General features: G+C 71.8%; 18 protein-coding genes. 9 read left to right on the top strand and 9 right to left on the bottom strand.

The features are described 5' to 3' along the window. Positions 1-9 precede the first annotated feature (9 nt). Positions 10-2,469, bottom strand: coding sequence for an acyl-CoA dehydrogenase (locus N4G66_RS35635; RefSeq protein WP_261708439.1), 2,460 nt, complete (start codon positions 2,467-2,469; stop codon positions 10-12). 295 nt (positions 2,470-2,764) lie between these two features. Here N4G66_RS35635 and N4G66_RS35640 point away from each other — a divergent pair, with 295 nt between their 5' ends. The 5 genes from N4G66_RS35640 (at position 2,765) to N4G66_RS35660 (ending at position 8,543) form a co-directional block, all read left to right on the top strand. Further along, positions 2,765-4,510, top strand: a complete 1,746-nt coding sequence (locus tag N4G66_RS35640; protein WP_261708440.1) for an MFS transporter — start codon at positions 2,765-2,767, stop codon at positions 4,508-4,510. A 280-nt stretch (positions 4,511-4,790) separates the two neighbouring features. Continuing rightward, the gene (locus tag N4G66_RS35645) at positions 4,791-5,441 is read left to right on the top strand and encodes a class I SAM-dependent methyltransferase (RefSeq protein ID WP_261708441.1); all 651 of its coding nucleotides are present in this window, start codon (positions 4,791-4,793) and stop codon (positions 5,439-5,441) included. A gap of 22 nt (positions 5,442-5,463) precedes the next feature. Beyond that, positions 5,464-6,435, top strand: a complete 972-nt coding sequence (locus tag N4G66_RS35650; RefSeq protein WP_261708442.1) for an N-acetylmuramoyl-L-alanine amidase — start codon at positions 5,464-5,466, stop codon at positions 6,433-6,435. Positions 6,436-6,608: 173 nt separating this feature from the next. Beyond that, positions 6,609-7,418 carry a DUF5336 domain-containing protein gene (locus N4G66_RS35655; RefSeq protein ID WP_261708443.1) on the top strand — a complete coding sequence of 270 codons (810 nt, stop codon included), beginning with the start codon at positions 6,609-6,611 and terminating at the stop codon, positions 7,416-7,418. Between the two features lie 114 nt (positions 7,419-7,532). Continuing rightward, complete coding sequence (locus N4G66_RS35660) at positions 7,533-8,543, top strand: LLM class F420-dependent oxidoreductase (protein WP_261708444.1); 1,011 nt, start codon at positions 7,533-7,535, stop codon at positions 8,541-8,543. Positions 8,544-8,644: 101 nt separating this feature from the next. On the opposite strand, the gene N4G66_RS35665 is transcribed toward N4G66_RS35660, so the two are convergent. Beyond that, a complete protein-coding gene (locus N4G66_RS35665) occupies positions 8,645-9,208 on the bottom strand; it encodes a hypothetical protein (protein WP_261708445.1) in 564 nt (187 codons plus the stop codon). A 160-nt stretch (positions 9,209-9,368) separates the two neighbouring features. Here N4G66_RS35665 and N4G66_RS35670 point away from each other — a divergent pair, with 160 nt between their 5' ends. Beyond that, positions 9,369-9,662: a hypothetical protein gene (locus N4G66_RS35670; protein WP_261708446.1), complete on the top strand. Its 294-nt coding sequence runs from the start codon at positions 9,369-9,371 to the stop codon at positions 9,660-9,662. Between the two features lie 63 nt (positions 9,663-9,725). Here N4G66_RS35670 and N4G66_RS35675 read toward each other — a convergent pair whose 3' ends face one another. From N4G66_RS35675 to N4G66_RS35685, 3 genes are read right to left on the bottom strand one after another with little or no spacing between them, the layout of a single operon-like run. Continuing rightward, positions 9,726-10,805 carry a prenyltransferase gene (locus N4G66_RS35675; RefSeq protein WP_261708447.1) on the bottom strand — a complete coding sequence of 360 codons (1,080 nt, stop codon included), beginning with the start codon at positions 10,803-10,805 and terminating at the stop codon, positions 9,726-9,728. Beyond that, positions 10,802-11,575, bottom strand: coding sequence for a class I SAM-dependent methyltransferase (locus N4G66_RS35680; protein ID WP_261708448.1), 774 nt, complete (start codon positions 11,573-11,575; stop codon positions 10,802-10,804). The genes N4G66_RS35675 and N4G66_RS35680 overlap by 4 nt, the downstream gene beginning before the upstream one ends. Beyond that, the gene (locus N4G66_RS35685) at positions 11,569-13,044 is read right to left on the bottom strand and encodes a glycosyltransferase family 4 protein (protein ID WP_261708449.1); all 1,476 of its coding nucleotides are present in this window, start codon (positions 13,042-13,044) and stop codon (positions 11,569-11,571) included. Before N4G66_RS35685 ends, N4G66_RS35680 begins: the two co-directional genes overlap by 7 nt. Positions 13,045-13,284: 240 nt before the next feature. Here N4G66_RS35685 and N4G66_RS35690 point away from each other — a divergent pair, with 240 nt between their 5' ends. Beyond that, positions 13,285-13,986, top strand: coding sequence for a TetR family transcriptional regulator (locus N4G66_RS35690; RefSeq protein WP_261708450.1), 702 nt, complete (start codon positions 13,285-13,287; stop codon positions 13,984-13,986). Positions 13,987-14,059: 73 nt separating this feature from the next. On the opposite strand, the gene N4G66_RS35695 is transcribed toward N4G66_RS35690, so the two are convergent. Then, positions 14,060-14,293 carry a ferredoxin gene (locus N4G66_RS35695; RefSeq protein WP_261708451.1) on the bottom strand — a complete coding sequence of 78 codons (234 nt, stop codon included), beginning with the start codon at positions 14,291-14,293 and terminating at the stop codon, positions 14,060-14,062. A gap of 2 nt (positions 14,294-14,295) precedes the next feature. Continuing rightward, the gene (locus N4G66_RS35700) at positions 14,296-15,753 is read right to left on the bottom strand and encodes an aldehyde dehydrogenase (protein ID WP_261708452.1); all 1,458 of its coding nucleotides are present in this window, start codon (positions 15,751-15,753) and stop codon (positions 14,296-14,298) included. Positions 15,754-15,986: 233 nt separating this feature from the next. On the opposite strand from N4G66_RS35700, the gene N4G66_RS35705 reads away from it, so the two are divergent. Further along, entirely contained in the window at positions 15,987-17,066 is a 1,080-nt protein-coding gene (locus N4G66_RS35705; RefSeq protein WP_261708453.1) for an MBL fold metallo-hydrolase, read from the top strand. 255 nt (positions 17,067-17,321) lie between these two features. Here the strand turns inward: N4G66_RS35705 and N4G66_RS35710 are convergent, their stop codons facing one another. Continuing rightward, positions 17,322-19,418, bottom strand: coding sequence for an ATP-binding protein (locus N4G66_RS35710; protein WP_261708454.1), 2,097 nt, complete (start codon positions 19,416-19,418; stop codon positions 17,322-17,324). 190 nt (positions 19,419-19,608) lie between these two features. Here N4G66_RS35710 and N4G66_RS35715 point away from each other — a divergent pair, with 190 nt between their 5' ends. Beyond that, the gene (locus tag N4G66_RS35715; RefSeq protein WP_261708455.1) at positions 19,609-20,688 is read left to right on the top strand and encodes a PP2C family protein-serine/threonine phosphatase; all 1,080 of its coding nucleotides are present in this window, start codon (positions 19,609-19,611) and stop codon (positions 20,686-20,688) included. A 113-nt stretch (positions 20,689-20,801) separates the two neighbouring features. Here the strand turns inward: N4G66_RS35715 and N4G66_RS35720 are convergent, their stop codons facing one another. After that, a complete protein-coding gene (locus N4G66_RS35720; protein WP_261708456.1) occupies positions 20,802-21,464 on the bottom strand; it encodes a phosphotransferase in 663 nt (220 codons plus the stop codon). Positions 21,465-21,729: the final 265 nt, after the last annotated feature.

Raw genomic sequence — 21,729 nt, forward strand, 5'->3', positions numbered from 1 at the left:
GTCGCGCTCCTAGTCTCGTGGCAGGCCGAGGATGCGCTCGGCCACGACATTGAGCTGGACCTGGGTGGTGCCGCCCGCGATGGTCAGGCAGCGGGAGAGCAGGAATCCGTGCACGGCCCGCGCCCCCGGGCCTTCGCACAACGCGCCTTCGGGGCCGAGGAGTTCGAGTCCGAGTTCGGCGACCTTCTGCTGGTGCGCGGTCTGCACCAGTTTCCGGACGGAGGCGCCCGCGCCCGGTTCCACGCCGGAGACCTGGCGCAGGGTGGTGCGCAGCGTGATGCAGGCCAGGGCGTGTGCCTCGGCGAGCAGCGCTCCGAGCCGGGAGCCCTCGACGCCGGCCGGTATCAGCGCCTCGAGGCCGGTGTCGAAGGTCAACTGGTCGGCCATGTGGACGCGTTCGTTGCCGAGCGTGTTGCGGGCGACCCGCCAGCCGTCGTCCACCTCGCCGACGACCGCGTCCGCGGGCAGCAGCGCGTCGTCGAAGTAGACGTCGTTGAAGAGGGAGTCCCCAGTGATCTCCTTCAGGGGGCGGATGTCGATGCCGTCGGTGTTCTTCATGTCGACGACGAAGTAGGTGAGCCCCTTGTGCTTGGGCGCGGCCGGGTTCGTCCGGGCGAGGAGGATCCCGTGGTCGGCCCACTGTGCCGCGCTCGTCCACACCTTCTGCCCGTTGATCCGCCACCGGCCGTCGGCCGTGCGCTCGGCGCGGGTCCGCAGTGAGGCGAGGTCGGATCCGGCGCCCGGTTCCGAGAAGAGCTGGCACCACAGGAGGTCGCCGCTCAGGGTGGGCAGCAGATAGCGCTCCTGCTGCGCCCCGGTCCCGTACGCGATGAGGGACGGTACGACCCAGGTCGCGATCCCCAGGTCGCTGATCCGCACCTCTGCCGCCGCCAACTCCTGTTGTATGGCGAGTTGCTGGACGGGGCCGGCGCCGAGTCCGTACGGCGGGGGCAGATGCGGGGCGGCGTATCCGGTGGGTGCCAGCGCCCGGCGGGCGGGCGCCGGGCCCAGCCCGCGCACCCGGTCGATCACCTGACGGGCCCCGGCCCGGTACCCGTCCGCCTCCGGCGGCAGCTCCAGGCGCAGTTCCCGTCGTACGCCGCCGCGCGCGAGCCGCGCGGCCCGCCGCAGGTGTCCGCTCCCGGCCCCGAGCAACTGCCGTGCCACCAGGGCTCGGCGCAGATAGAGATGGGCGTCGTGCTCCCAGGTGAACCCGATGCCGCCGAGTATCTGGACGCAGTCCTTGGCGCAGGAGCAGGCGGCGTCGAGGGCGGCACCGGCCGCGAGGCAGGCCGCCAACTCCCTTGCGCCGGACGACTCCTGGCCGGCACGTGCCGCGTCCCAGGTGAGCGCCCGTGCCTGTTCCAGTCGTACGAGCATGTCGGCGCACAGGTGCTTCACGCCCTGGAAGTGTCCGATGGGACGGCCGAACTGCTCGCGGACCCTGGCGTGTCCGGCGGCCGTGTCCAGCGCCCATGCCGCGGTGCCGCAGGCGTCCGCGGCGAGGACGACGGCGGCGAGGTCCCGGACCAGGGACGGGTCGACCGCGAGGACGCGGTCGGCGGGGACCCGCACCCCTTCCGCCCGGATCTCGGCGGTCGCCCGTGTCGGATCGGCGCTCTCGTGCGGCCGGACGACGAGATCGGCGGCGTCCACGACCAGCCAGACAGTGCCGCCGGACCCGACGCCTCTACCGGAATCAGCGGCCCCACCCAGCGCGGTACCACCACCGGACGCGGCACCCCCATCGAAGCCGGCCGCCCCACCCGGCGCGATATCGCCGCCCGGCGGTGCCTCCGTCTCCGCTCCCTGACCGCCACTGGACGGAGCGTCCCGCCCCGCCGCCGGCTCGTCGCCGGACGTCGTCCGCCCGTCGCCCGCGCCCGCGACCGCCGCCGCCAGCACGAGCACGTCCGCGTCGGCGCCGGAGAGCACGGGCGGCGCGGTCCCGTCGAGCACGTATCCGCCGTCCACCGCCAGGGCCGTCAGGGAGCCGGCGCCGAACGCGACGGCGCCGACGCGCTCCCCGCACCCCAGCGCCCGTAAGAGATCAGGGAGCCCTCCGGCCCGTCCGGGATCGCCTCGCCCCGCGGCCTGTCCGGGATCGCCTCGCCCCGCGGCTTGTACGGGGTCACCGCCCGCCCCTTCCCGGGCCGCCCTGTCCGCGTCGGCCGACCGCAGTACCGCCGACGCCAGGACGTGCGCGGCGAACGGTCCCGGCAGCGCTGCCCGCGCGGCCTCCTCCACGACGACGGCGAGGTCGACGAGGTCGCCGCCGCCACCGCCGTACGCCTCGGACAGGTGCACGGCGAGGAGCCCCTGCGCCGCGAGCGCGTCCCAGAACGGCGGTCTGCCGCCGCCCGGGGCGTCCAGGAGTTTGCGGACCTCCTCGGGCGGTACGGCGCGCGCGATCCAGCCGCGTACGGCCTCGGCCAGCTCCCGCTGCTCCGGCGTGATCGCGATGCCCATGCGTGCCTCCCCAAAGGCCCAAGGTGCGTGGATCCGCGCCAGACTAGAACACGTTTCATTCTGACGGTAGGTCAGATACCCATGGATCGGTCAAGAATTCGTTAGTACGCCGAAGCATCGGAATAGTTGCCCAGGCGCACCGGGTTCCCCCTGCACGTATCCCGCGCGGATCACCCGACCGACGTCCCCGTGTCCCCATGGATCACCCGACCGACCGTCCCCGCATCCGCACGGATCACCCCCCGCTCGCCGCTCTCTTGAGTGCTCCTTTCTTACGGCCTGGAGGCCCCCCGCAATGACGCACACGACGACCGACCAGCCCGCGCGGAGGCCGAGCGGCGCGACCGTGCCCGTGCTCGCCTTCGCGGGCATCGTTGTCGCGGTGATGCAGACCCTGCTCGTCCCGGTCATCAAGGACCTGCCGACGCTGCTGGGCACCGCGCCCAGCAACGCCACCTGGGTCCTGACCTCGACCCTGCTCTCGGGCGCCGTGGCCACGCCGATCATGGGCCGCCTCGGCGACCTCTTCGGCAAGCGGCGCATGCTGCTCACCAGCCTGGCCGTGATGGTGGTCGGCGCCCTGGTCAGCGCGCTGACCAGCGCCCTGGTGCCGATGATCGTGGGCCGTTCGCTCCAGGGCTTCGCGATGGGCGCGATCCCGCTGGGCATCGGCCTGATGCGCGACATGCTGCCCCGCGAGAAGCTCGGCTCCGCGATGGCCCTGATGAGCTCCTCGATCGGCGTCGGCGGCGGACTCGCGCTGCCCGCCGCGGCCCTCGTCGCGCAGCACACCGACTGGCACGCCCTCTTCTACGGCGCCGCCGGCCTCGGCGTCCTCTCCATCGTCCTCACCCTCCTCGTCGTACCGGAGTCCCCGATGCGCGCCGAGGGCACCTTCGACGTGCTGGGCGCGATAGGGCTCTCCGTCGGACTCGTGCTCTTCCTGCTGCCGATCACCAAGGGCAGCGACTGGGGCTGGACCGCGCCCACCACGCTCGGCCTGTTCGGCGCGTCGCTCGCCGTGCTCCTCCTGTGGGGCGTGATGGAGCTGCGCCTGAAGGCTCCGCTGGTCGACCTGCGCACCACGGCCCGCCCCGCGGTCCTCTTCACCAACCTCGCCTCGATCATGGTCGGCGTCTCCTTCTACGTCGTCTCCCTCGTCCTGCCGCAGCTGCTCCAGCTGCCGACGTCCACCGGCTACGGCCTCGGCCAGTCGATGGTGAAGGCGGGTCTGCTCGTCGCGCCGCTCGGCCTGACGATGATGTTCACCGCGCCCGTGTACGCCCGCCTGTCGGCGAAGTACGGCCCGAAGGTCACGCTGATCATCGGCATGGTGATCATCGGCATCGGCTACGGCGCGGGCCTCGGCCTGATGAACGCCGCCTGGCAGTCCCTGGTCATCGCGGTGGTCCTCGGCGCGGGCATCGGCCTCGCCTACTCCTCGCTGCCCGCCCTGATCGTCGGCTCCGTCCCGGCCTCGGAGACCGGAGCCGCCAACGGTCTGAACACCCTGATGCGTTCCATCGGCACGTCCGTGTCGAGCGCCGTCATCGGCATGGTGCTCGCCAACACGGCGAACCACGTCGGCGGGGTCGCGGTCCCGACCATGCACGGCTTCCGCGTGTCCTTCCTGATCGCCACCGGCGCGGTCGCGGTCGGCCTGCTCATGGCGCTGTTCCTGCCGGGCCGTCCCCCGGCCACCAAGCCTCAGCTGGTCGCCAGCAGCGAGGAGGACGCCGCGCTGGAGCGGGCGCACGAGGTGCTCGGCGGTTTCCGCGGCCGGGTCCTGAACGTCGAGGGCGGCCCGGTTCCCCGCGCCAAGGTCACCCTGATCGACCGGCGCGGCCGCCAGGCGGGCGCCACCCACTCCGCCGAGGACGGCAGCTACGCGCTGGCCGTGCCGGCCCAGGGCGCGTACGTGCTCGCCGCTCGGGCCACCGGCCACGGCCCGCTCGCCTCGTCGGCGACGCACCTGGGCGACGACCGGCCTGTCGCCCTCGACCTGTCACTGCCGGGCGAGGACGCCGAGGTCACCGCCTGACGTTCGGACCCGCCCGAGTGATCATTCCCACCCCCGTCGCCCTCGCGGCGGGGGTGTGGGGCACGATGGGGCGGCCAGGGACCCGTACGCCCGGTTCGTTCGCACCGGTCGTACGCGCCCGATGTCCACGCCGGACGTCCGCGCGGTCCGCAGTTCCGCGCCGGACGCCCGCATCGGACGCACGCATCCGATCCACGTAGCCTTTTCCGCACCCGCTCCACGCACCAGCCGTTCGCAACGCTTGACGCACCCCGTTGTTCGCACCGATGGAGGAGACCCCATGCCCGCGGCACCCAAGCCCGAGATCCTCGCCGCCTTCGAGGCCGCGAAGGGGTTCATGCCGCGGGGTGAGGGACTCGCGCTGTACGAGGCCGCCGTCGAGGCCGGACGGCTCGGGCTGCCGCTCCTGGAGGTCGGCACCTACTGCGGCCGTTCCACGATCCTGCTCGCCGACGCGGCGCGCGAGGCCGGGGTGACCGCGATCACGGTCGACCACCACCGGGGCAGCGAGGAGCAGCAGCCGGGCTGGGAGTACCACGACCCGTCCACGGTCGACCCGGAGATCGGCCTGATGGACACGCTCCCCACCTTCCGCCGCACCCTCCACCGGGCGGGTCTGGAGGACCACGTGGTCGCGCTGGTCGGCCGCTCGCCGCAGATCGCCGCGTTCTGGCGCACGCCCCTCGGCCTGGTCTTCATCGACGGCGGCCACACCGACGAACACGCGAGCGGCGACTACGAGGGCTGGGCTCCGCATGTCGCCGAGGGCGGTCTTCTCGTCATCCACGACGTGTTCCCGGACCCCGCCGACGAGTTCACCGGCCAGGCCCCGTACCGCGTCTACCTCCGGGCCCTGGAATCGGGCGCGTTCACCGAGATCGCGGTGACCGACTCGTTGCGCGTCCTGCGGCGAACCGGAGCAGGGATCTGAGCGCCCGGTTAGAGTCGCTGACGTGTCGTACGTAGGCCCTGACTTCGATCCGCCCCAGCCGCGCCGTTTCCGGCGCGGACCGCTCACCGTCGCGCTCGCCGCGCTCGTACCGGGCGCGCTGGCCGGCTGGCTGGTGTACCACGCCGTGGGAGACGATTCGGGGGGCGGGTCCGGCCGGGCCGTTCCCGGGTCGTCGTCCTCCGCGCCCGGCTCCGCCTCGCCCTCCGCGCACGCGTCCGCCTCTACGGCGGACGACGCCAAGGGGGGTACGCCGTCGACCTCGGCGCCCTCCTCCTCCGCGCCCGCCGCCTCCGGCTCCGGCTCCCTCAAGGGCAAGGTCATCGTCATCGACCCGGGGCACAACCCGAGCAACTTCCAGCACACGTCCGAGATCAACCGCAAGGTGAACATCGGAACGAACTGGAAGGAATGCGACACGACCGGTACGTCCACCAACGCGGGTTACACGGAAGCCCGGTTCACCCTCGACGTCGCGCACCGGATGCGGGCGATCCTCGAAAAACAGGGCGCCACGGTGAAGCTGACCCAGGACGGCGACCGCGCCTTCGGCCCCTGCGTCGACGAGCGGGCCCGCATCGGCAACACGGCGCACGCGGACGCGGTCGTCTCCATCCACGCCGACGGATCGGCGGCCGGCAACCGCGGCTTCCACGTCATCCTCCCGGCATCGGTGCACGCGCACGCAGCCGACACCCGCCCGATCGTCGCCCCCTCCCGCGACTTGGGCGAGCGCATCGCGGGTCTGTTCGTCCGCGAGACGGGCAGCGCGCCCTCCAACTACGTCGGGGACGGAACCGGACTGGTGGTCCGTAAGGATCTCGGTGGTCTCAATCTGTCAACGGTTCCCAAGGTGTTCATCGAATGCGGCAACATGCGCGATAGCAAGGACGCTGCGCTGCTCACCAGTAGCGCGTGGCGAGAGAAAGCGGCACGGGGGATCTCTGAAGGAATCGTTGGTTTCCTGCACGGGTAGTGATCTACGGACCCAACCCGGCGGACACCCTGATCGTCCGGGCGATAGTGTCGTCCGTACGATAAAAGGGCCACCCCCGCGCTTCACACCGAGTCCCGACGGCGACACCATGACGGCGACACGGTGAACAGCGATGCCTCCATGACGACGAGACGACTGACGAAGGACCTGAAGTGAATATCCGCTCCCTCACTCGAGGCGACGGCGTGGTGATCGGAGCAGCGGTGTTGCTGTTCATCGCGTCGTTCCTCAAGCTCTACTCCATTTCTGGGTACAACTACGACGCGACCGCATGGGACAGCCTCGGCGAAGGCCTCGGCGTCTACATGGGTGGGGTGATCGGCGCCGCTCTGATCGTCGTCAACCGCTGCTTGCCGCAGCCGCGCAAGATCGCCGGGCTCGACCTGGGCACGGTCGGCGTGGCCTTCACGGTGCTCGTCGCCTGGACCATGTTCTGGTCGCTCGTGGACGTCCCGGACAGCGCCGACGCCGCCGCCGGAACCATCCTCGGCTTCATCGCGGCCCTCGCGCTGGCCGGCGCGGCCGTCGCGAGCCCGCTCGTCCCCGCGCTCAAGGTCGCCCTCGTCGGCGCTCCCGCGCTCCCCTCCCCGCAGCCCTACGGCGGTCAGCCGCAGGGTGGTTACGGGTACCCGGGAGCCTCGCAGCCGAGCCAGCCCGGCCAGCCCGGTCAGCAGCCCTACGGTGCTCAGCCGTCCCAGCCGGGGCAGCCGTTCGGCGCGCAGCCGGGTCAGCCGCCGGCCCCGCAGACGCAGCAGCCCGCTCAGGACTTCTCGCCGTTCTGGTTCGCCGTGCCGGTCGCGCGCCCGCTGTTCTCGGAGGACGGCGCGCAGGCGCCGATCGCCGAACTGGCGCCGGGTACCTGGTACCTGGCCGTCGAGCAGCGCGGTGCGACCCTGGTGGCGCAGACGCAGGACGGTCGTCGCGGTGTGCTTCAGGACACCTCGGGGATCCAGCGCGGCTGACCCGCCCATCGTCGCAGCGACGGCCCCTCGCCCTTTCCGGCGGGGGGCCGTTGTCGTACAGTCGCAGCACCCACATGACTGACGGACCGTCAGAATTCTGGTTCTGGAGGCGACATGCGGCTCGGTCTCGCGCTCGGCTACTGGGGGCGCGGCCCCTCGACGGACCATGTGCCGCTCGCCCAGGAGGCGGAGCGGCTCGGCTACCACTCGGTGTGGACCGCCGAGTCATGGGGTTCGGACGCGTTCACCCCGCTCACCTGGATCGCCGCGCGGACCACGCGCATCCGACTCGGCACGGCGATCGCGCAGATGGCCGCCCGTCCCCCCACCACCACCGCGATGCACGCGCTCACCCTCGACCATCTCTCCGGCGGGCGCATGATGCTGGGGCTCGGTCTGTCGGGACCCCAGGTCGTCGAGGGCTGGTACGGGCGGCCGTTCCCGAAGTCGCCGCTGACCGCGACCCGGGAGTACGTCGACGTCGTACGCCAGGTTCTGCGGCGCGAGGGGCCGGTCGAGCTGGACGGACGCTTCCACTCCCACCCGTACCGGGGCGCCGACGGCACGGGACTCGGCAAGGCGCTGAAGCCCATCACCCATCCGCTCCGGGCCGAACTGCCGCTCCTGCTCGGGGCGGAGGGACCGAAGAACATCGCGCAGACGACCCGGATCGCCGACGGCTGGCTGCCGCTGTACTGGTCGCCGACGCGTCCTCAGGCGTACGAGGCCTCGCTCGCCGACCTGCCCGAGGGCTTCCTCGTGGCGCCGATGGCCCGGGCGCACGTCTGCGACGACGTCGCCGAGGGGCTGCTGCCGGTCAAGGCGATGCTCGGCTTCTACATCGGCGGGATGGGGCACTCGGCCCGTAACTTCCACGCCGATCTGATGGCCCGGATGGGCTTCGAGGAGGAGGCCCGCAGGATCCAGCGGCTGTTCCTGGAGGGGCGCCGGGAGGAGGCCGTCCTGGCCGTACCGGACGCCTTCGCAGACGAGATCTCGCTTGTCGGACCACGTGAACGCATCGCCGAGCGGCTGGAGTTGTGGCGCAAGGGCCCGGTGACCGACCTGCTGGTCCTGTCCCCGGACCCCCACACACTGCGCGTGCTGGCCGAGCTGAACTCCTAGCCGCACCGACGATCCCGATCCGGCCGCGCCGGCGGGCCGAATCAGGCCAGACCGACCGGATCACACCGGTTCGCCGGGTCCGCCGGGTCCGCCGGGCGGGCCTAGCCTCCGCTGAGCTGGGACGCCGACGGCACCTTGTCCTTGACCTCGGCGCCCGCGCTCTTCCCGGCCGCCTTCACCTTGTTGATGATGTCGTCGAAGGAGTTGGCGACGGCGTCGGTGGAGTCGCCCTTGCGCAGCTTGGCGGGCAGGTCCTTGAGCGCGGCGATGCCCGCGGCGAGCGGGGCGAGGGCCTTGGACAGGGCGGGATCGCCCTGGGCGTTCTTCGTGGCGGCCTTGAGCCGGTTGTACGCGAAGGCGCCGGCGAGCCCGGCCTTGACCAGGGCGACCCGGCGGCCCTTCGCGCCCTTCTTGAACGTGCCCGCCTTCCAGGGTTTGACGATCCACTGGTAGGTGGCGCCGGCCGCGAGCCCCGCGTTCGCCACGAAGCGGGTCTTGGCGAACTTCTGCTTCTGCGCCGAAGTGGTCGGGGTGGGGGTGGCGGCCGCCTGCACCACGGCGGCGGTGTCCTGCCCGGATCCGCCGCTGCCACAGGCTGCGGAACCGCCGATCAGGACGCAGGAGAGGGTCAGCGCCACGATCAGGCGCCGTATCGGTACGGGCACGGGATCCTCCGGATGAGGGGACGGTTCTCCCGGTCCGCCGGTTCTTCCCGTTCGCGGAGGAACGCGGCTCTCCCCGGCAGCCTCACCCGGCCCCATCCGCCGCGCCACTTGAGAGAACCCGTTCGGGTTTCATCCAGGATTGACGGGCAACCCGCTGGACATGTCCCCTCGATATCGCAACGGCTCGAATCAGGCGGGGACGGTCATCGCGATCGTCGCGGATGTTATGGCCGTCATCCTCGGTCTCTGGATTCTGATGTATCTGCTCGACGCCAACCGTGGCAACGACCTCGTGCAGTTCATCCACCACATGGCGAGCTGGCTGGCCGGCTGGTCGCGTGACCTGTTCACCTTCGACGAGCAGTGGGCGCGCGTGGTCGCCGGCTACGGTCTCGCCGCGGTCGTCTACCTGTTCGTGGGCCACGCTGTGGCCAACCGCATGCACCGGCACTGACAGCCCGGAGCGCCCAAGTCCCGAGCGTCCGGACGGTCCAGAAGGCAGGACCGTCCGGACGGTTCAGCGGGTCTGGGTGCAGCAGTCCGGGTCCAGGCCGGTCGGAAGGCGCTCGCCGCCGAAGACGGCGCAGGTGGGCTCGTCGCCGCCCAGTGCGGCGACCGCCAGCAGCAGGGAGCCCGCCGTCCAGGTGGTGAGCTCCTCGGGCCAGACGGCCTGGTCCTCGAAGACATAGCCCGTCCAGTACAGACCGGTCTTCGGATCGCGCAGGTGCTGGATGGACTGAAGGATCTCCAGCGCGCGGTCGGACTCGCCCACCGCCCACAGGGCGAGGGCGAGTTCGGCCGATTCACCACCGGTGACCCACGGGTTGGGAACGACGCAGCGCACCCCGAAACCGGGCACGACGAAGCGGTCCCAGCCCTCCTCGATACGGGACTTGGCCTCGGCGCCCGTCAACGCGCCGCCGAGTACCGGGTAGTACCAGTCCATGGAGTAGCGGTTCTTGTCGAGGAACCGCTCCGGGTGGAGCCGGATCGCGTGCCGCAGCGCGCCGACCGCCAACTCCCAGTCGGGCTGCGGCTCTTCGCGCTGTTCGGCGATGGCGAGCGCGCAGCGCAGCGCATGGTGGACCGACGAACTCCCGGTCAGCAGCGCGTCGTCGACCGCGGTCCCGTCGTCCTCGCGCTTCCAGCCGATCTGCCCGCCGGGCTGCTGGAGTCGCAGCACGAACTCCACCGCCGCGAAGACGGTGGGCCACATGCGGTCCAGGAACATGTCGTCGCCGGTCGCCAGGTAGTGGTGCCAGACACCCACCGCGATGTACGCGCAGAAGTTGGTCTCCCGGCCGCGGTCGGTGACGTCCTCGAAGTCCCCGTCGGCGTACGCCGCGTACCAGGATCCGTCCTCGTTCTGATGCCGTGCCAGCCACGCGTAGGCCCGCTCGGCGGCCTCGTGCTCCCCGGCCGCGTCGAGCGCCATGGCGGCCTCGGTGTGGTCCCACGGATCGAGGTGGTGGCCGCGGAACCACGGAATGGCTCCGTCGGGGCGCTGCACCCCGAGGATCCCGCGCACCGTGGCGTCGGCCTCCTCGACGGTGAGGACCCCGGGCAGGACGAGATGTTCTGTCCGGGAAGTGGTCACGTGGCGTCCGTCTCGGAAGCGGTCGTCGCGGATTCCGTCGCGCCGGCGAGCTTCGGCAGGTGCGGCTTGGTCGCGTACGCCACGAAGCTCTTGCCGATCAGCGGGTTCAGCGCCTGCTCGACGACCCGGGTGGCCAGCGGTTTCTTCATGATGTCCCAGACCAGCAGCTTGTGGTACGCCCGCACGGGCAGCGCCTTGTCGTTGTCGACGCCGAACGCGCACTTCAGCCACCAGTACGGCGAGTGCAGCGCGTGCGCGTGGTGGGAGCCGTAGGGTCGCAGCCCGGCCTCGCGGATCTTCCCGAGCAGTTCGTCCGCCTTGTAGATGCGGATGTGGCCGCCCTCGACCTCGTGGTAGGCGTCCGACAGGGACCAGCAGACCTTCTCCGGCCCGTAGCGCGGCACGGTGATGGCGATCCGGCCGCCCGGCCTGAGCACGCGGACCATCTCGGCGAGGACGCCCTTGTCGTCCGGGATGTGCTCCATGACCTCGGAGATGATCACGACGTCGAAGGACTCGTCGGGGAAGGGCAGCGCGAGCGCGTCACCCTCCATGGCCGTCGCGGTGGCCCCGGCGGGCGCCTCCCCGGCCTCCTTCATCGCCGCGAACCACTTCGCGACCTCGCGGATCTCCTCGCCGTTCTGGTCCAGCGCCACGACCTGCGCGCCGCGCCGGTAGCACTCGAACGCGTGCCGGCCGGCACCGCATCCGAGGTCCAGGACGCGGTCGCCCGGGGCGAGCGGGAACCGGGAGAAGTCGACGGTCAGCACGTGGCCCTGCTTTCGCGATTGGCTGCAACTAGTTCTTCGGCGGCGAAGGTCTCTTCCGCGGCCTCGGAGCGGGCGGGGCCCGGGGTCGCCAAGGAGCCGGTGCCCGGCGCGCTGCCGCGCCCTTCGGTGCCCGTGGCGGAGGCGGCCTCGCGCGAGCGGAGCCGGGACGCGGGAAGAGCCATCGCCTCACGGTAGTGGGCCACCGTGCCCTCGGCCGCCTTGGCCCAGGTGAAGCGAGCGAGGACGCGTTCACGCCCGGCGGAGCCGAGCCGCACCCGCAGTTCCGGGTCGCCGAGGAGCCGGCCGAGGGCCGCCGCCAGCGCCCCCGAGTCGCCCGGCGGGACCGCGAGGCAGGTCTCGCCGTCGGGGCCCGCGACCTCCGGGATCGCTCCACCGGTGGTGGCCACCAGCGGCGTTCCCGTGGCCATCGCCTCGGCGGCGGGCAGCGAGAAACCCTCGTACAGGGAGGGCACACAGGCGACTTCGGCCGAGCGGACGAGATCGACGAGATCGGCGTCGGAGATGCCCTTGACGAACTCGACGGCGCCGTCGAGGCCGTACCGCTCGATGGCCTGGGCGACCGGACCGTCCTCGGCACGCCGGCCGACGACGACGAGGTGCGCGCCCGGGTGTTCGGTGCGTACCTTCGCCAGCGCCTCGACGAGGAACACCAGGCCCTTGAGCGGCACGTCCGCGCTGGACGTGGTGACGATGCGCCCCGGCACCTGGCGCACGGACGGATTCGGCGAGAAGAGGTCGGTGTCCGCGCCGATGTGGACGACGTGGATGCGGTCCCGCTCGACGCGCAGGTGGTCGACGATCTCCTGGCGGGAGGTGCCGGAGACCGTGAGGACGGACGGCAGCCGGCGCGCGACGCGCTTCTGCATGCGGGTGAAGGCGTACCAGCGGCGGACGGAGGCCCGGCGCTGCCAGCCCTCGGCGGCGTCCAGCTCCAGTTGCCGGTCGACGGTGATGGGGTGGTGGATGGTGGTCACCAGCGGGGCGCCGACATCCCCCAACAGACCGTATCCGAGCGTCTGGTTGTCGTGGATGACGTCGAACTCGCCGCGCCGGGCCCGCAGATGACGGCGGGCGCGCAGCGAGAAGGTCAGCGGCTCGGGGAAGCCGCCGGTCCACATCGTGCCGACCTCGAGGGCGTCGATCCAGTCCCGGTACTCGCCTCGCGCGGGGGTGCGGAAGGGGTCGGGCTGGCGGTACAGGTCGAGGCTGGGCAGCTCGGTGAGGCTCAGCTCGGGCAGGCCCTCGTCGAGGACGGGGTAGGGCTGGGATCCGATGACCTCGACGCGGTGGCCGAGGCGGGCGAGTTCGCGCGAGAGGTGTCGTACGTACACACCCTGGCCGCCACAGAACGGGTTTCCCTTGTAGGTGAGGAGCGCGATGCGCAGGGGGCGGTCCCCGTCGGCAGCCGCACCCTTACCGGGGCCCGCCTCCATGGCCTCAGCGGTCACTTCCGGTCCCCTTCTCCCTGCACTTTCCCGCGAGATTACGCCGGGACGCTAATCTAGAACAAGTTTCAGACTTGATCGTTCAAGGAGCATTGAATCTACCGGCAGGTAGCGCCAGTGTGAGCGGTGGATCAGGTGATTCACGCCACGACGGCGCGGCGGGGTCGGCTGGTCCGCACGGTGGTGCCCCACCCTGCCATGCCGACTCGTCGCTCCCTCTCGCTGATGTCACGGAACGGACCCATGCCTGCGGAAGCCAAGGCGGACTCGAAGAACGCGCGACCGGCGCCGGGGGCCAGCACGCCCGCCGCGCCCGCCACCGCCGCGCACTCCAGGCCGCACCCCATGTCGCATACCGCCTCTCCCCCGCTCACCGAGCGCCAGGAGGCGCGCCGTCGCCGGATCCTGCACGCGAGCGCGCAGCTGGCCAGCCGGGGCGGCTTCGACGCCGTGCAGATGCGCGAGGTCGCGGAGTCGTCGCAGGTGGCTCTCGGCACGCTGTACCGCTACTTCCCCTCGAAGGTGCATCTGCTGGTCGCCACGATGCAGGACCAGCTGGAGCACATGCACGGCACGCTGCGCAAGAAGCCGCCGGCCGGGGACACCGCCGCGGAGCGGGTGGCGGAGACCCTGATGCGGGCGTTCCGCGCCCTCCAGCGCGAACCGCACCTGGCCGACGCGATGGTCCGCGCGCTCACCTTCGCGGACCGCAGTGTCAGTCCCGAGGTCGACCAGGTCTCGCGGCAGACCACGGTGATCATCCTGGACGCGATGGGCCTCGACGACCCGACGCCGGCCCAGCTCTCCGCCGTCCGCGTCATCGAGCACACCTGGCACTCCGCTCTGATCACCTGGCTCTCCGGCCGCGCGTCCATCGCCCAGGTCAAGATAGACATCGAGACGGTCTGCCGCCTGATCGACCTGACCGACCCGGAAGGCCGGTAGGCCCCGGAGGGCCGGGACTGCCGCCGGAAGGCATCCGGGGGAACGCGCCGTCCTCGTGTCCGCCCCCTCCGTCCTATTCCTCCGGCGGGAACACCGGCTCGCCGCTGCCCAGCAGAGAGATCATGACGGCCTCGACCGGGCAGCCCTCGGCCGCTTCGAGGATCTTCTCGTTGGCGTCGGTCTCCGGCTCGACCGGGTGGGACTGCATGCCGGCGTCGAGGCGGAAGGCGTCCGGGGCGTGGTGGACGCACTGGGCGGAGCCGATGCAGACGGAACGGTCGACCTCCACCTGCCAGCGGTCGCCCATCCTCAGGCCTCCCACCCGGCCGGCAGGTGGATCATCTTGTGCTCCAGGAACTCGCTGTATCCCTCCGGCCCGAATTCCCGCCCCAGGCCGGAGTTCTTGTAGCCGCCGAAGGGGCCCAGCATGTCGAGGCTGAAGGTGTTGACCGAGTAGGTTCCGGTTCGGACCTGGCGGGCGATGTCGATGCCATGGGCGACGTCCGCCGTCCAGACGCTGCCGCTCAGCCCGTAGTCGGAGTCGTTGGCGATCTTCACCGCCTCGGTCTCGTCGCCGTAGGGGAGCAGACAGATCACCGGGCCGAAGATCTCCTCCCGGGCGATGCGCATCGAGTTGTCGACGCCACCGAAGAGGGTCGGCTCGACGTACCAGCCGCGGTCGAGTCCTTGCGGACGCCCGCCGCCGGCCAGGATCTTCGCGCCCTCCTCCTGACCGATGCGGATGTAGTCGAGGTTGCGCCGCTGCTGCCGCTCGGCGACCAGCGGGCCGACCTGGGTGGCCGGGTCGAGGGGATCGCCGACGACCAGCGCGTTCGCCGCCGCGGCGAAGGCGTCCGCGAACTCGTCGTAGCGCGAGCGCGGTACGAGGATGCGGGTCTGTGCCACACAGGCCTGGCCGTTGTTCATCCAGGCCGCCGACACGATTCCGGGAACCGAGGTGCCGAGGTCCGCGTCCGGCAGCACCACGGCCGCCGACTTGCCGCCCAACTCCAGGGTCACGCGGGTGAGATGGCGCGCGGCGACCTCCATCACCCGTTTGCCCGCCGCGACGGAGCCGGTGAAGGAGACCTTGTCGATACCGGGGTGTCCGACCAGGTACTCACTGACCTCGCGGTCCGCCGGGAGGATCGACAGGACCCCCTCGGGCAGCCCGGCCTCCTTCGCGATCTCACCCAACAGGTAAGCGTCCAGGGGTGATTCGGGCGACGGCTTCAGTACGACGGTGCAGCCGGTCAGCAGCGCGGGCGCGAGCTTGGCGGCCGCCACGAACTGCGGGACGTTCCACGGCACCACGGCCGCCACCACGCCCACCGGTTCACGGCGGACGAGGAGCTTGCCGAGGACTCCGTCGCGCGCCTCCTCGTACGTGTAGCCGCGCGCGACCGTGATCGCCGCGTCCCACACCATCATCGCGCCGAGGGCCTGCGCGAGGACGCTCCAGGAGTAGGGGGAGCCGTTCTCGGAGGAGATGACGCGTGCGATCTCCTCGTGGCGTACGGCGATCGCGTCCTTGATCCGCGCCACGACCGCGATCCGCTCGTCGAGGCTCATACGCGGCCAGGGGCCCTCGTCGAACGCCTGACGCGCGGCGGCGACGGCCCGGTCGACATCCGCCGCCGAGGCGTGCGGCACCCGGCCGATGACCTCCTCGGTGTGCGGCGAGATCACCTCGATGACGTCCTTGCCGAGGGGGTCGGTCAACTCCCCGCCGATGAACAGCTGTCCGTGTTCCACGAGCTCGGTCATGGCCGACTGCCTCCAAGGACGCTCTTTGCCGCCACTTCTGACGCTTCATCAGATACGAGAACTGATACCAGTTCCAGTGAGATGAGTCCACGGCGCGAACGCGACCGTCCGCGCGGACGCAAAGGTCGACCCGGACTCCCGACAGTCGACTCAGGCTCCAGACAGTCGACTTGGGCTCCCATTGGAACCCGTTCTAGTTATAGTGGCGAGAACTCGGCGATGGGTGGAAGCGCATGACGCAGGTGACCGATCACGGCGGGGGCGTACGGTCGATCAGAGTCCCCATCCCGGACAATCCGCTCGGCCATACGCTGGTGTATCTGGTCGACACCGACGCGGGGCCCGTGCTCATCGACACGGGCTGGGACGACCCCGCTTCCTGGGACACACTCGTCGAGGGAGTCACCGGCTGCGGAACCTCCGTCGCGGAGATCCACGGCGTGGTCATCACCCACCACCACCCCGACCACCACGGCCTGTCGGGCCGGGTCCGTGAGGCGTCCGGCGCCTGGATCGCGATGCACGCCGCCGACACGGCGATCGTCCGGCGAACCCGGGAGAACCGGCCCGAGCGCTGGTTCGGCTACATGGCGGCCAAGCTGGCCGCCTCCGGCGCCCCGGAGGAGCACGTCGCCCCGCTGCGCGAGGCACACAAGTCCGTCCGCCGCCCCAGCACCCTGCCCGGCTTCTCCCCCGCGCTGCCCGACCGCGAGATCGTCCCCGGCGAATTCGTCGCCCTGCCCGGCCGCCGGCTGCGCGCCGTCTGGACCCCCGGCCACACCCCCGGGCACGTCTGCCTCCACCTGGAGGAGGAGCATCCGGCGCAACTGCCCGGCAACGGACGCCTGTTCTCCGGTGACCATCTGCTGCCGAAGATCACTCCGCACATCGGGCTCTACGAGGACCCGGGCACCCACGGGCGCCCTCCCTACGCGAACGGTATGGAGAGCCTCGGGGAGATCGCCGATCCGCTCGGCGACTACCTCGACTCCCTGGAGCGCGTCGGCCGTCTCGGCCCCGCCGAGGTGCTCCCGGCCCACCAGCACGTGTTCACCGATGCCCCTTCCCGAGTGGCGGAGTTGCTCACGCACCACGAGGAGCGGCTCACCGGCCTGCTGGCCCTGCTCTCCGTCCCGCTCACGCCCTGGCAGCTCGCCCAGCGCATGGAGTGGAACCGCCCCTGGGCCGACATCCCCTACGGATCACGGAACATCGCGGTCTCGGAGGCCGAGGCCCATGTGCGCCGACTGGTGAAGCTGGGGCGCGCGGAGGCGGTGCCGGGCAGCGATCCGGTGACATACGTGGCGGTGTGACGCCCTCGCGCCCAGCGAGTCGCTGGGCGCCGGCCCGCTCGCCACGAATCACCGGTCGCAGATCGCCAGTCGCCGCTCGCGAGCCACGGGTCACGGGTCACGGGTCACCGGTGCCTGATCGCTGCTCGCGAGCCACGGGGCGCCAGTGCCTGGGCACCGGTCGCAAGTGCCTGGGCGCCAGTCGCGAGCCACGAGGCTGGGCGCCGGTCGCGAGTGACGGGGTGCCGGTCGTGCCGCGGATCTCGGGGGCGCACCTCATCGGCCGTGGACCGCGTAGTCCAGCCCCTCCTCGTACGGCATCGCGCGCCCCTCCCCGTACGCCTTCTCGTAGGCCGGGTCGCCGATCTCGCCGCGGACGCGGAGTTCGTGCGAGCGGCGGGTGGCCATCAGGTCGGGCGAGTCCATCTGGGCCCGCCCGGTGAGTTCCCACACGCGCTCACCGATGCCCAGGAGGCGGGCCGCGCGATGGCCGTCGCCCGCCGCGACGACCCCCGCCGCGAGCACGTCGAGGGCCATCGCGGCACCCACGGTGTTGTGCAGCAGTCCGTGCCCGGCCAGCGCGGTGCGGGCGTTGCCGACGGCCGCGCCGATGTCCCCGCGGGCCAGATCGGTCTGAGCCACGACGCTGTCCGCGAAGGCGCCCGCCCACGACTCCCCGCACGCGACGCTCGCCGCACGCACCTCCTCGGCCACCGCGCGCGCCCGCCCGTGGTCCCCGCTCAACAGGTACGCGAAGGCCAGCGCCACCCGGACCTGGAGCTGCGCCGCCCCGAACCAGTCCCGCCGGACAGGCAGCCGAGGTGCGCCCGCCAGCACGTGGACCGCCTCGGACAGACGCCCGCTCAGGGCGAGTTGGCCGCCCCGGATGTACTTGGCGGCCACCACCGCCACCGGGTCGCCCTGTTCCCTCGCCGCGTCGGCGCAGCGCACCGCCCAGTTGGCCGCGGCCTCCAGATCACCCTGGAGGAGCGCGACCGCACCCCGTGTCCACACCGCGCGGATGCGGTCGGGGCCGGGCGGCGCGCCGTTCGACAGCGCCTGGTCGAGACAGTGCTGGGCTTCGCGCAGGTAGCCGCAGTGCCGCCACAGGAAGCCGATGTCGGCCGCCATCGCGAGGGCGACCCGTCCGTCCGGCTCGGTGAGCGCGCAGTCCATGGCCGCGCGGAGATTGGCGTGCTCGGTGAGGGTGCGCTCGCACCAGCCCGCCTGGCGTCCGGTGTTCCACTCGGCGCAGCCCTGGTGGGCCAGCCGCCGGTAGTGGTCGCGGTGACGCAGCCGCAGGGCGTGTTCCTCGCCCAGCGCCCGCAGCCAGTCGGCGCCGAACTCCCGCACGGTGTCGAGGAGTCGGTAGCGGACGGGGTCGGCGTGGTGGCGGCGCACGATGGACTGCTCGACGAGCCGGTCGAGCAGTGCGGGGATCCGGCCGGCGGGCAGCGGACCGCCCGCGCAGACCTCTTCGGCGGCCCTCCCGCAGAAACCGCCCGCGAACACCGACAGACGGGCCCACAGCAGTCGTTCCAGCGGTGCGCACAGTTCGTGGCTCCAGCCGATGGCCGTGCGCAGGGTCTGGTGGCGCGGCGGCCCTTCGCCCTCGCGCGCGGCGAGCAGGTCGAGCCGGGACGGCAGGCGCCGGCCGAGCAGGCCGCTCAACTGGTCCAGGGTGAGCTCGCCGAGCCGGACGGCGGCGAGTTCGATGGCGAGCGGAATGCCGTCGAGGCGGCGGCAGACGGCCTCCACGGCAGGGCGGTCGGTGTCGTGAAGGGTGAATCCGTTGTCGGCCGCGCGGTCGGCGAACAGGGCCACCGCGTCGCCCGCGACCGGCAGCGGATCGAGGCGCAGGACGTGTTCGCCCGGCAGACCGAGCGGCTCGCGGCTGGTGACGAGGACCCGCAGGCCCGGCAGCAGGGGCAGCAGCGTCTCGACGAAGGCCACGCAGTCCGCGAGGACGTGCTCGCAGGAGTCGAGGACCAGCAACAGCCTTTTGCCCTCGGCCCATTCGGCGACCACCTCGGTGACCGGCCGTGTCGACCGGTCGGAGAGCCGCAGCGCCTCCACGACGGCGAGGCCCACCAGTCCGGCGGAGTGCAGCGGGGAGAGCTCCACCAGCCAGACGCCGTCCGGGTACGCGCCGCCGATCCGGCCTGCGGCCTGGAGCGCGAGCCGGGTCTTGCCGACTCCGCCGACGCCGACCAGGCTCACCAGCCGGTAGATCCCGGTACCCGGATCCAGCTCTCGCTCCAGCCGGCCGAGTTCCTCCAGCCGGCCGATGAAACTCCGCGTCGATGAGGGCAGATTGCCAGGCCGTCCACCGGACGTGCTGCCGGGCCGTCCACCGGTCGTGTTGTCGGACACGCGCACCAGTGTGACCGGATCGCACACGTGCGATGCCCCGCTCCCCCGACTCGGACAAAAGATCCACATCGCGACGCCACTTCCGGGCGCGTTCCGACGAGATGTGATCAACTCTCCGTCGGCGTGGGCGACGAGGACCGTTTTCGGGGATTGTCGGGTGATGCGCGAGAGGGAGCGACGGAGCGAGCGGATGTCCGCCGACGACGGAGGCGATGGGCAGGTCGGAGCCGGGTTCTCGTGGCCGATGCTCGTACCGCCGGCCGCCTGTCCGGCGGTGGCCCTGCCGCATCTGCTGGACGACCGGGTGCCTCCCCTGGTCACGCTGCTGCTGATCGGACCGTTGCTGGCGTGCGCGCGGTCCGGGGTGCGCTGGACCCTGCTGGTCTCCTCCTGGTCGGCGGCACTCGGGCTCGCGACGGGCCTCGCCGACGGTGATGTGACCGGCCTCGACTTCGGCGTCCACTTCGGCGGGCTGCTGCTCGGCTGCGCTATCACCGTGTACGCGGCCGGCCGGCGCGAGCGCCTGAGCGACGCGCTCGCGCGGGCCCGCGAGGTCGCCCGGGTCACCCAGGAGGCGATCCTGCGGCCCATCTCCCGCACACTGGGCGGCACTCAGGTGTACACCCGCTACCACTGCTCCGGCGCCGAGTCGACGGTCGGCGGCGATCTGTACGACGTTGCGGTGACCCCGTACGGGCTGCGGGTCCTGGTGGGTGATGTACGCGGTCACGGCCTCGACGCGCTCCGGCTGACCGCCGAGACGATCACCGGTTTCCGTGAACTCGCCTATACCGCGCCCGATCTCCCGGCCCTGGCCGACGGCCTCGACACCCGTCTCGCACCGGAGCTGGGACCGGAGGACTTCGTCACCGTCCTGCTCGCCGAGTTCGCGCCCGGCGAGGTGCGGCTGGTCAACTGCGGTCACCCGGCGCCCCTGCGCTCCGGCCGGAGCGTCGAGTTCCTCGAACCCGAGTTCACCACACCGCCGTTGGGGCTGCACCCCGAGCCCCGCCAATACCGTGTGCGGCTCCAGCCCGGTGACCGTCTGCTCCTCTACACGGACGGCCTGACCGAAGGCCGCGACCAGGACGGCGTCCCGTTCCCACTGCTCGGCGAGGCCGCTCTCGCGCTGCGCGAACCCCTCCCCGAGGACGCCTTGAACAGCTTGCACGCCCGTCTGCTCCAGCACACCGGCGCGCCGCTGTCCGACGATCTCGCGCTGGTGCTGTGCCAGCCGGTGGAGGCCGCGGTCCCCGCGCGCGTTCTGTGACCGTCACCCCGGCGCCGGTACCGACGTCGGCGCCGAGCGGCTCGGACCGGGTCGCCGTGCGCGTGCCGGACCCACGTCAGCCGGCCACCGCTCAGTCACTCAGCCCTCAGCCCTCAGCCCAGCATCGCCCGGATCAACTCGTCGGCCTCGCCCAGAAGTTCGACCTCGTGCGCGCTCATCGTCGGGTTGGCCGCCCGGCGCCGTCCAGCCTCGATGAGCCCCTCCTCGGTCACCTGGTCCTCGTTCCCGTCGAGCAGCGCGTCCAGCGTCTCCTCGGCCACGTCCCCGATCGCCTCGCCGCCGACGGCGACCTGGGCGAGGATCACGGCGGACATGGCCCAGTCGAGGCCGGGCGGACCCTCCTCGGTGTTGGACCAGTCGATGACCTTCGGTCCGTCCGGGGTGAGCATCACGTTGTCGGGGTGCAGATCCAGGTGCAGGACGCGCACGGCGGGGTCGGCGGAGAGCCTGGCGGGCACGGCGTGCAGCTTGCGCAGCAGCCGGGCCAGGGTCAGGCCGGCCTCCTGGGCGGAGAGCAGGCCCTGGCCGAAGGCTTCGAGCATGGTCGGCCCGGACAGCCGCTCCATCACCAGGTCGCCGCGGGTCGCCGCCCGCACTCCCGGCACCGGATAGCCGTGCGAGCGCACGTGCTGCATCACCGCAGCCTCGGCCGTCGCGTCGCCCCAGCCCGCGCGGTCCCGCCGCAGCACCCACGCCTCGTCGATCTCGTAGACGTCCGCCGAACGCCCCGAGCCGAGCAGTCTCCCCGTTCGCATGGCCCGAACCTAGCGGATGTCCTTCGGCCCGCCCCGGGTCATCGGTGATCCGAACGACACCCGCATGCCGTTCCCACACCCGCTCCACAGGCGGCACTCGGGGAATTCCGGGCGGCCGGTAGAGTGAGCGCGTCGTCATCACACCCGTACGAGGAGAAGCCGGTGCAAATCCGGCGCTGACCCGCAACCGTGAGCCACTTCGGTGGTGAGCCGGATCGCCTCGCACGGGACGTGACCGGCTCGTGCCCTCGGCAGCCCGCCGACG

Source organism: Streptomyces rhizosphaerihabitans (genome assembly GCF_025399795.1).
In the GTDB taxonomy this organism is placed as follows: domain Bacteria; phylum Actinomycetota; class Actinomycetes; order Streptomycetales; family Streptomycetaceae; genus Streptomyces; species Streptomyces rhizosphaerihabitans.

Bases quoted from the DNA above. Each gene is read 5' to 3' on its own strand.
- N4G66_RS35635 (WP_261708439.1), bottom strand. From the start codon at position 2,469: ATGGGCATCGCGATCACGCCGGAGCAGCGGGAGCTGGCCGAGGCCGTA.
- N4G66_RS35640 (WP_261708440.1), top strand. From the start codon at position 2,765: ATGACGCACACGACGACCGACCAGCCCGCGCGGAGGCCGAGCGGCGCG.
- N4G66_RS35645 (WP_261708441.1), top strand. From the start codon at position 4,791: ATGCCCGCGGCACCCAAGCCCGAGATCCTCGCCGCCTTCGAGGCCGCG.
- N4G66_RS35660 (WP_261708444.1), top strand. From the start codon at position 7,533: ATGCGGCTCGGTCTCGCGCTCGGCTACTGGGGGCGCGGCCCCTCGACG.
- N4G66_RS35670 (WP_261708446.1), top strand. From the start codon at position 9,369: ATGTCCCCTCGATATCGCAACGGCTCGAATCAGGCGGGGACGGTCATC.
- N4G66_RS35690 (WP_261708450.1), top strand. From the start codon at position 13,285: ATGCCTGCGGAAGCCAAGGCGGACTCGAAGAACGCGCGACCGGCGCCG.
- N4G66_RS35695 (WP_261708451.1), bottom strand. From the start codon at position 14,293: ATGGGCGACCGCTGGCAGGTGGAGGTCGACCGTTCCGTCTGCATCGGC.
- N4G66_RS35700 (WP_261708452.1), bottom strand. From the start codon at position 15,753: ATGACCGAGCTCGTGGAACACGGACAGCTGTTCATCGGCGGGGAGTTG.
- N4G66_RS35705 (WP_261708453.1), top strand. From the start codon at position 15,987: ATGACGCAGGTGACCGATCACGGCGGGGGCGTACGGTCGATCAGAGTC.
- N4G66_RS35715 (WP_261708455.1), top strand. From the start codon at position 19,609: ATGTCCGCCGACGACGGAGGCGATGGGCAGGTCGGAGCCGGGTTCTCG.
- N4G66_RS35720 (WP_261708456.1), bottom strand. From the start codon at position 21,464: ATGCGAACGGGGAGACTGCTCGGCTCGGGGCGTTCGGCGGACGTCTAC.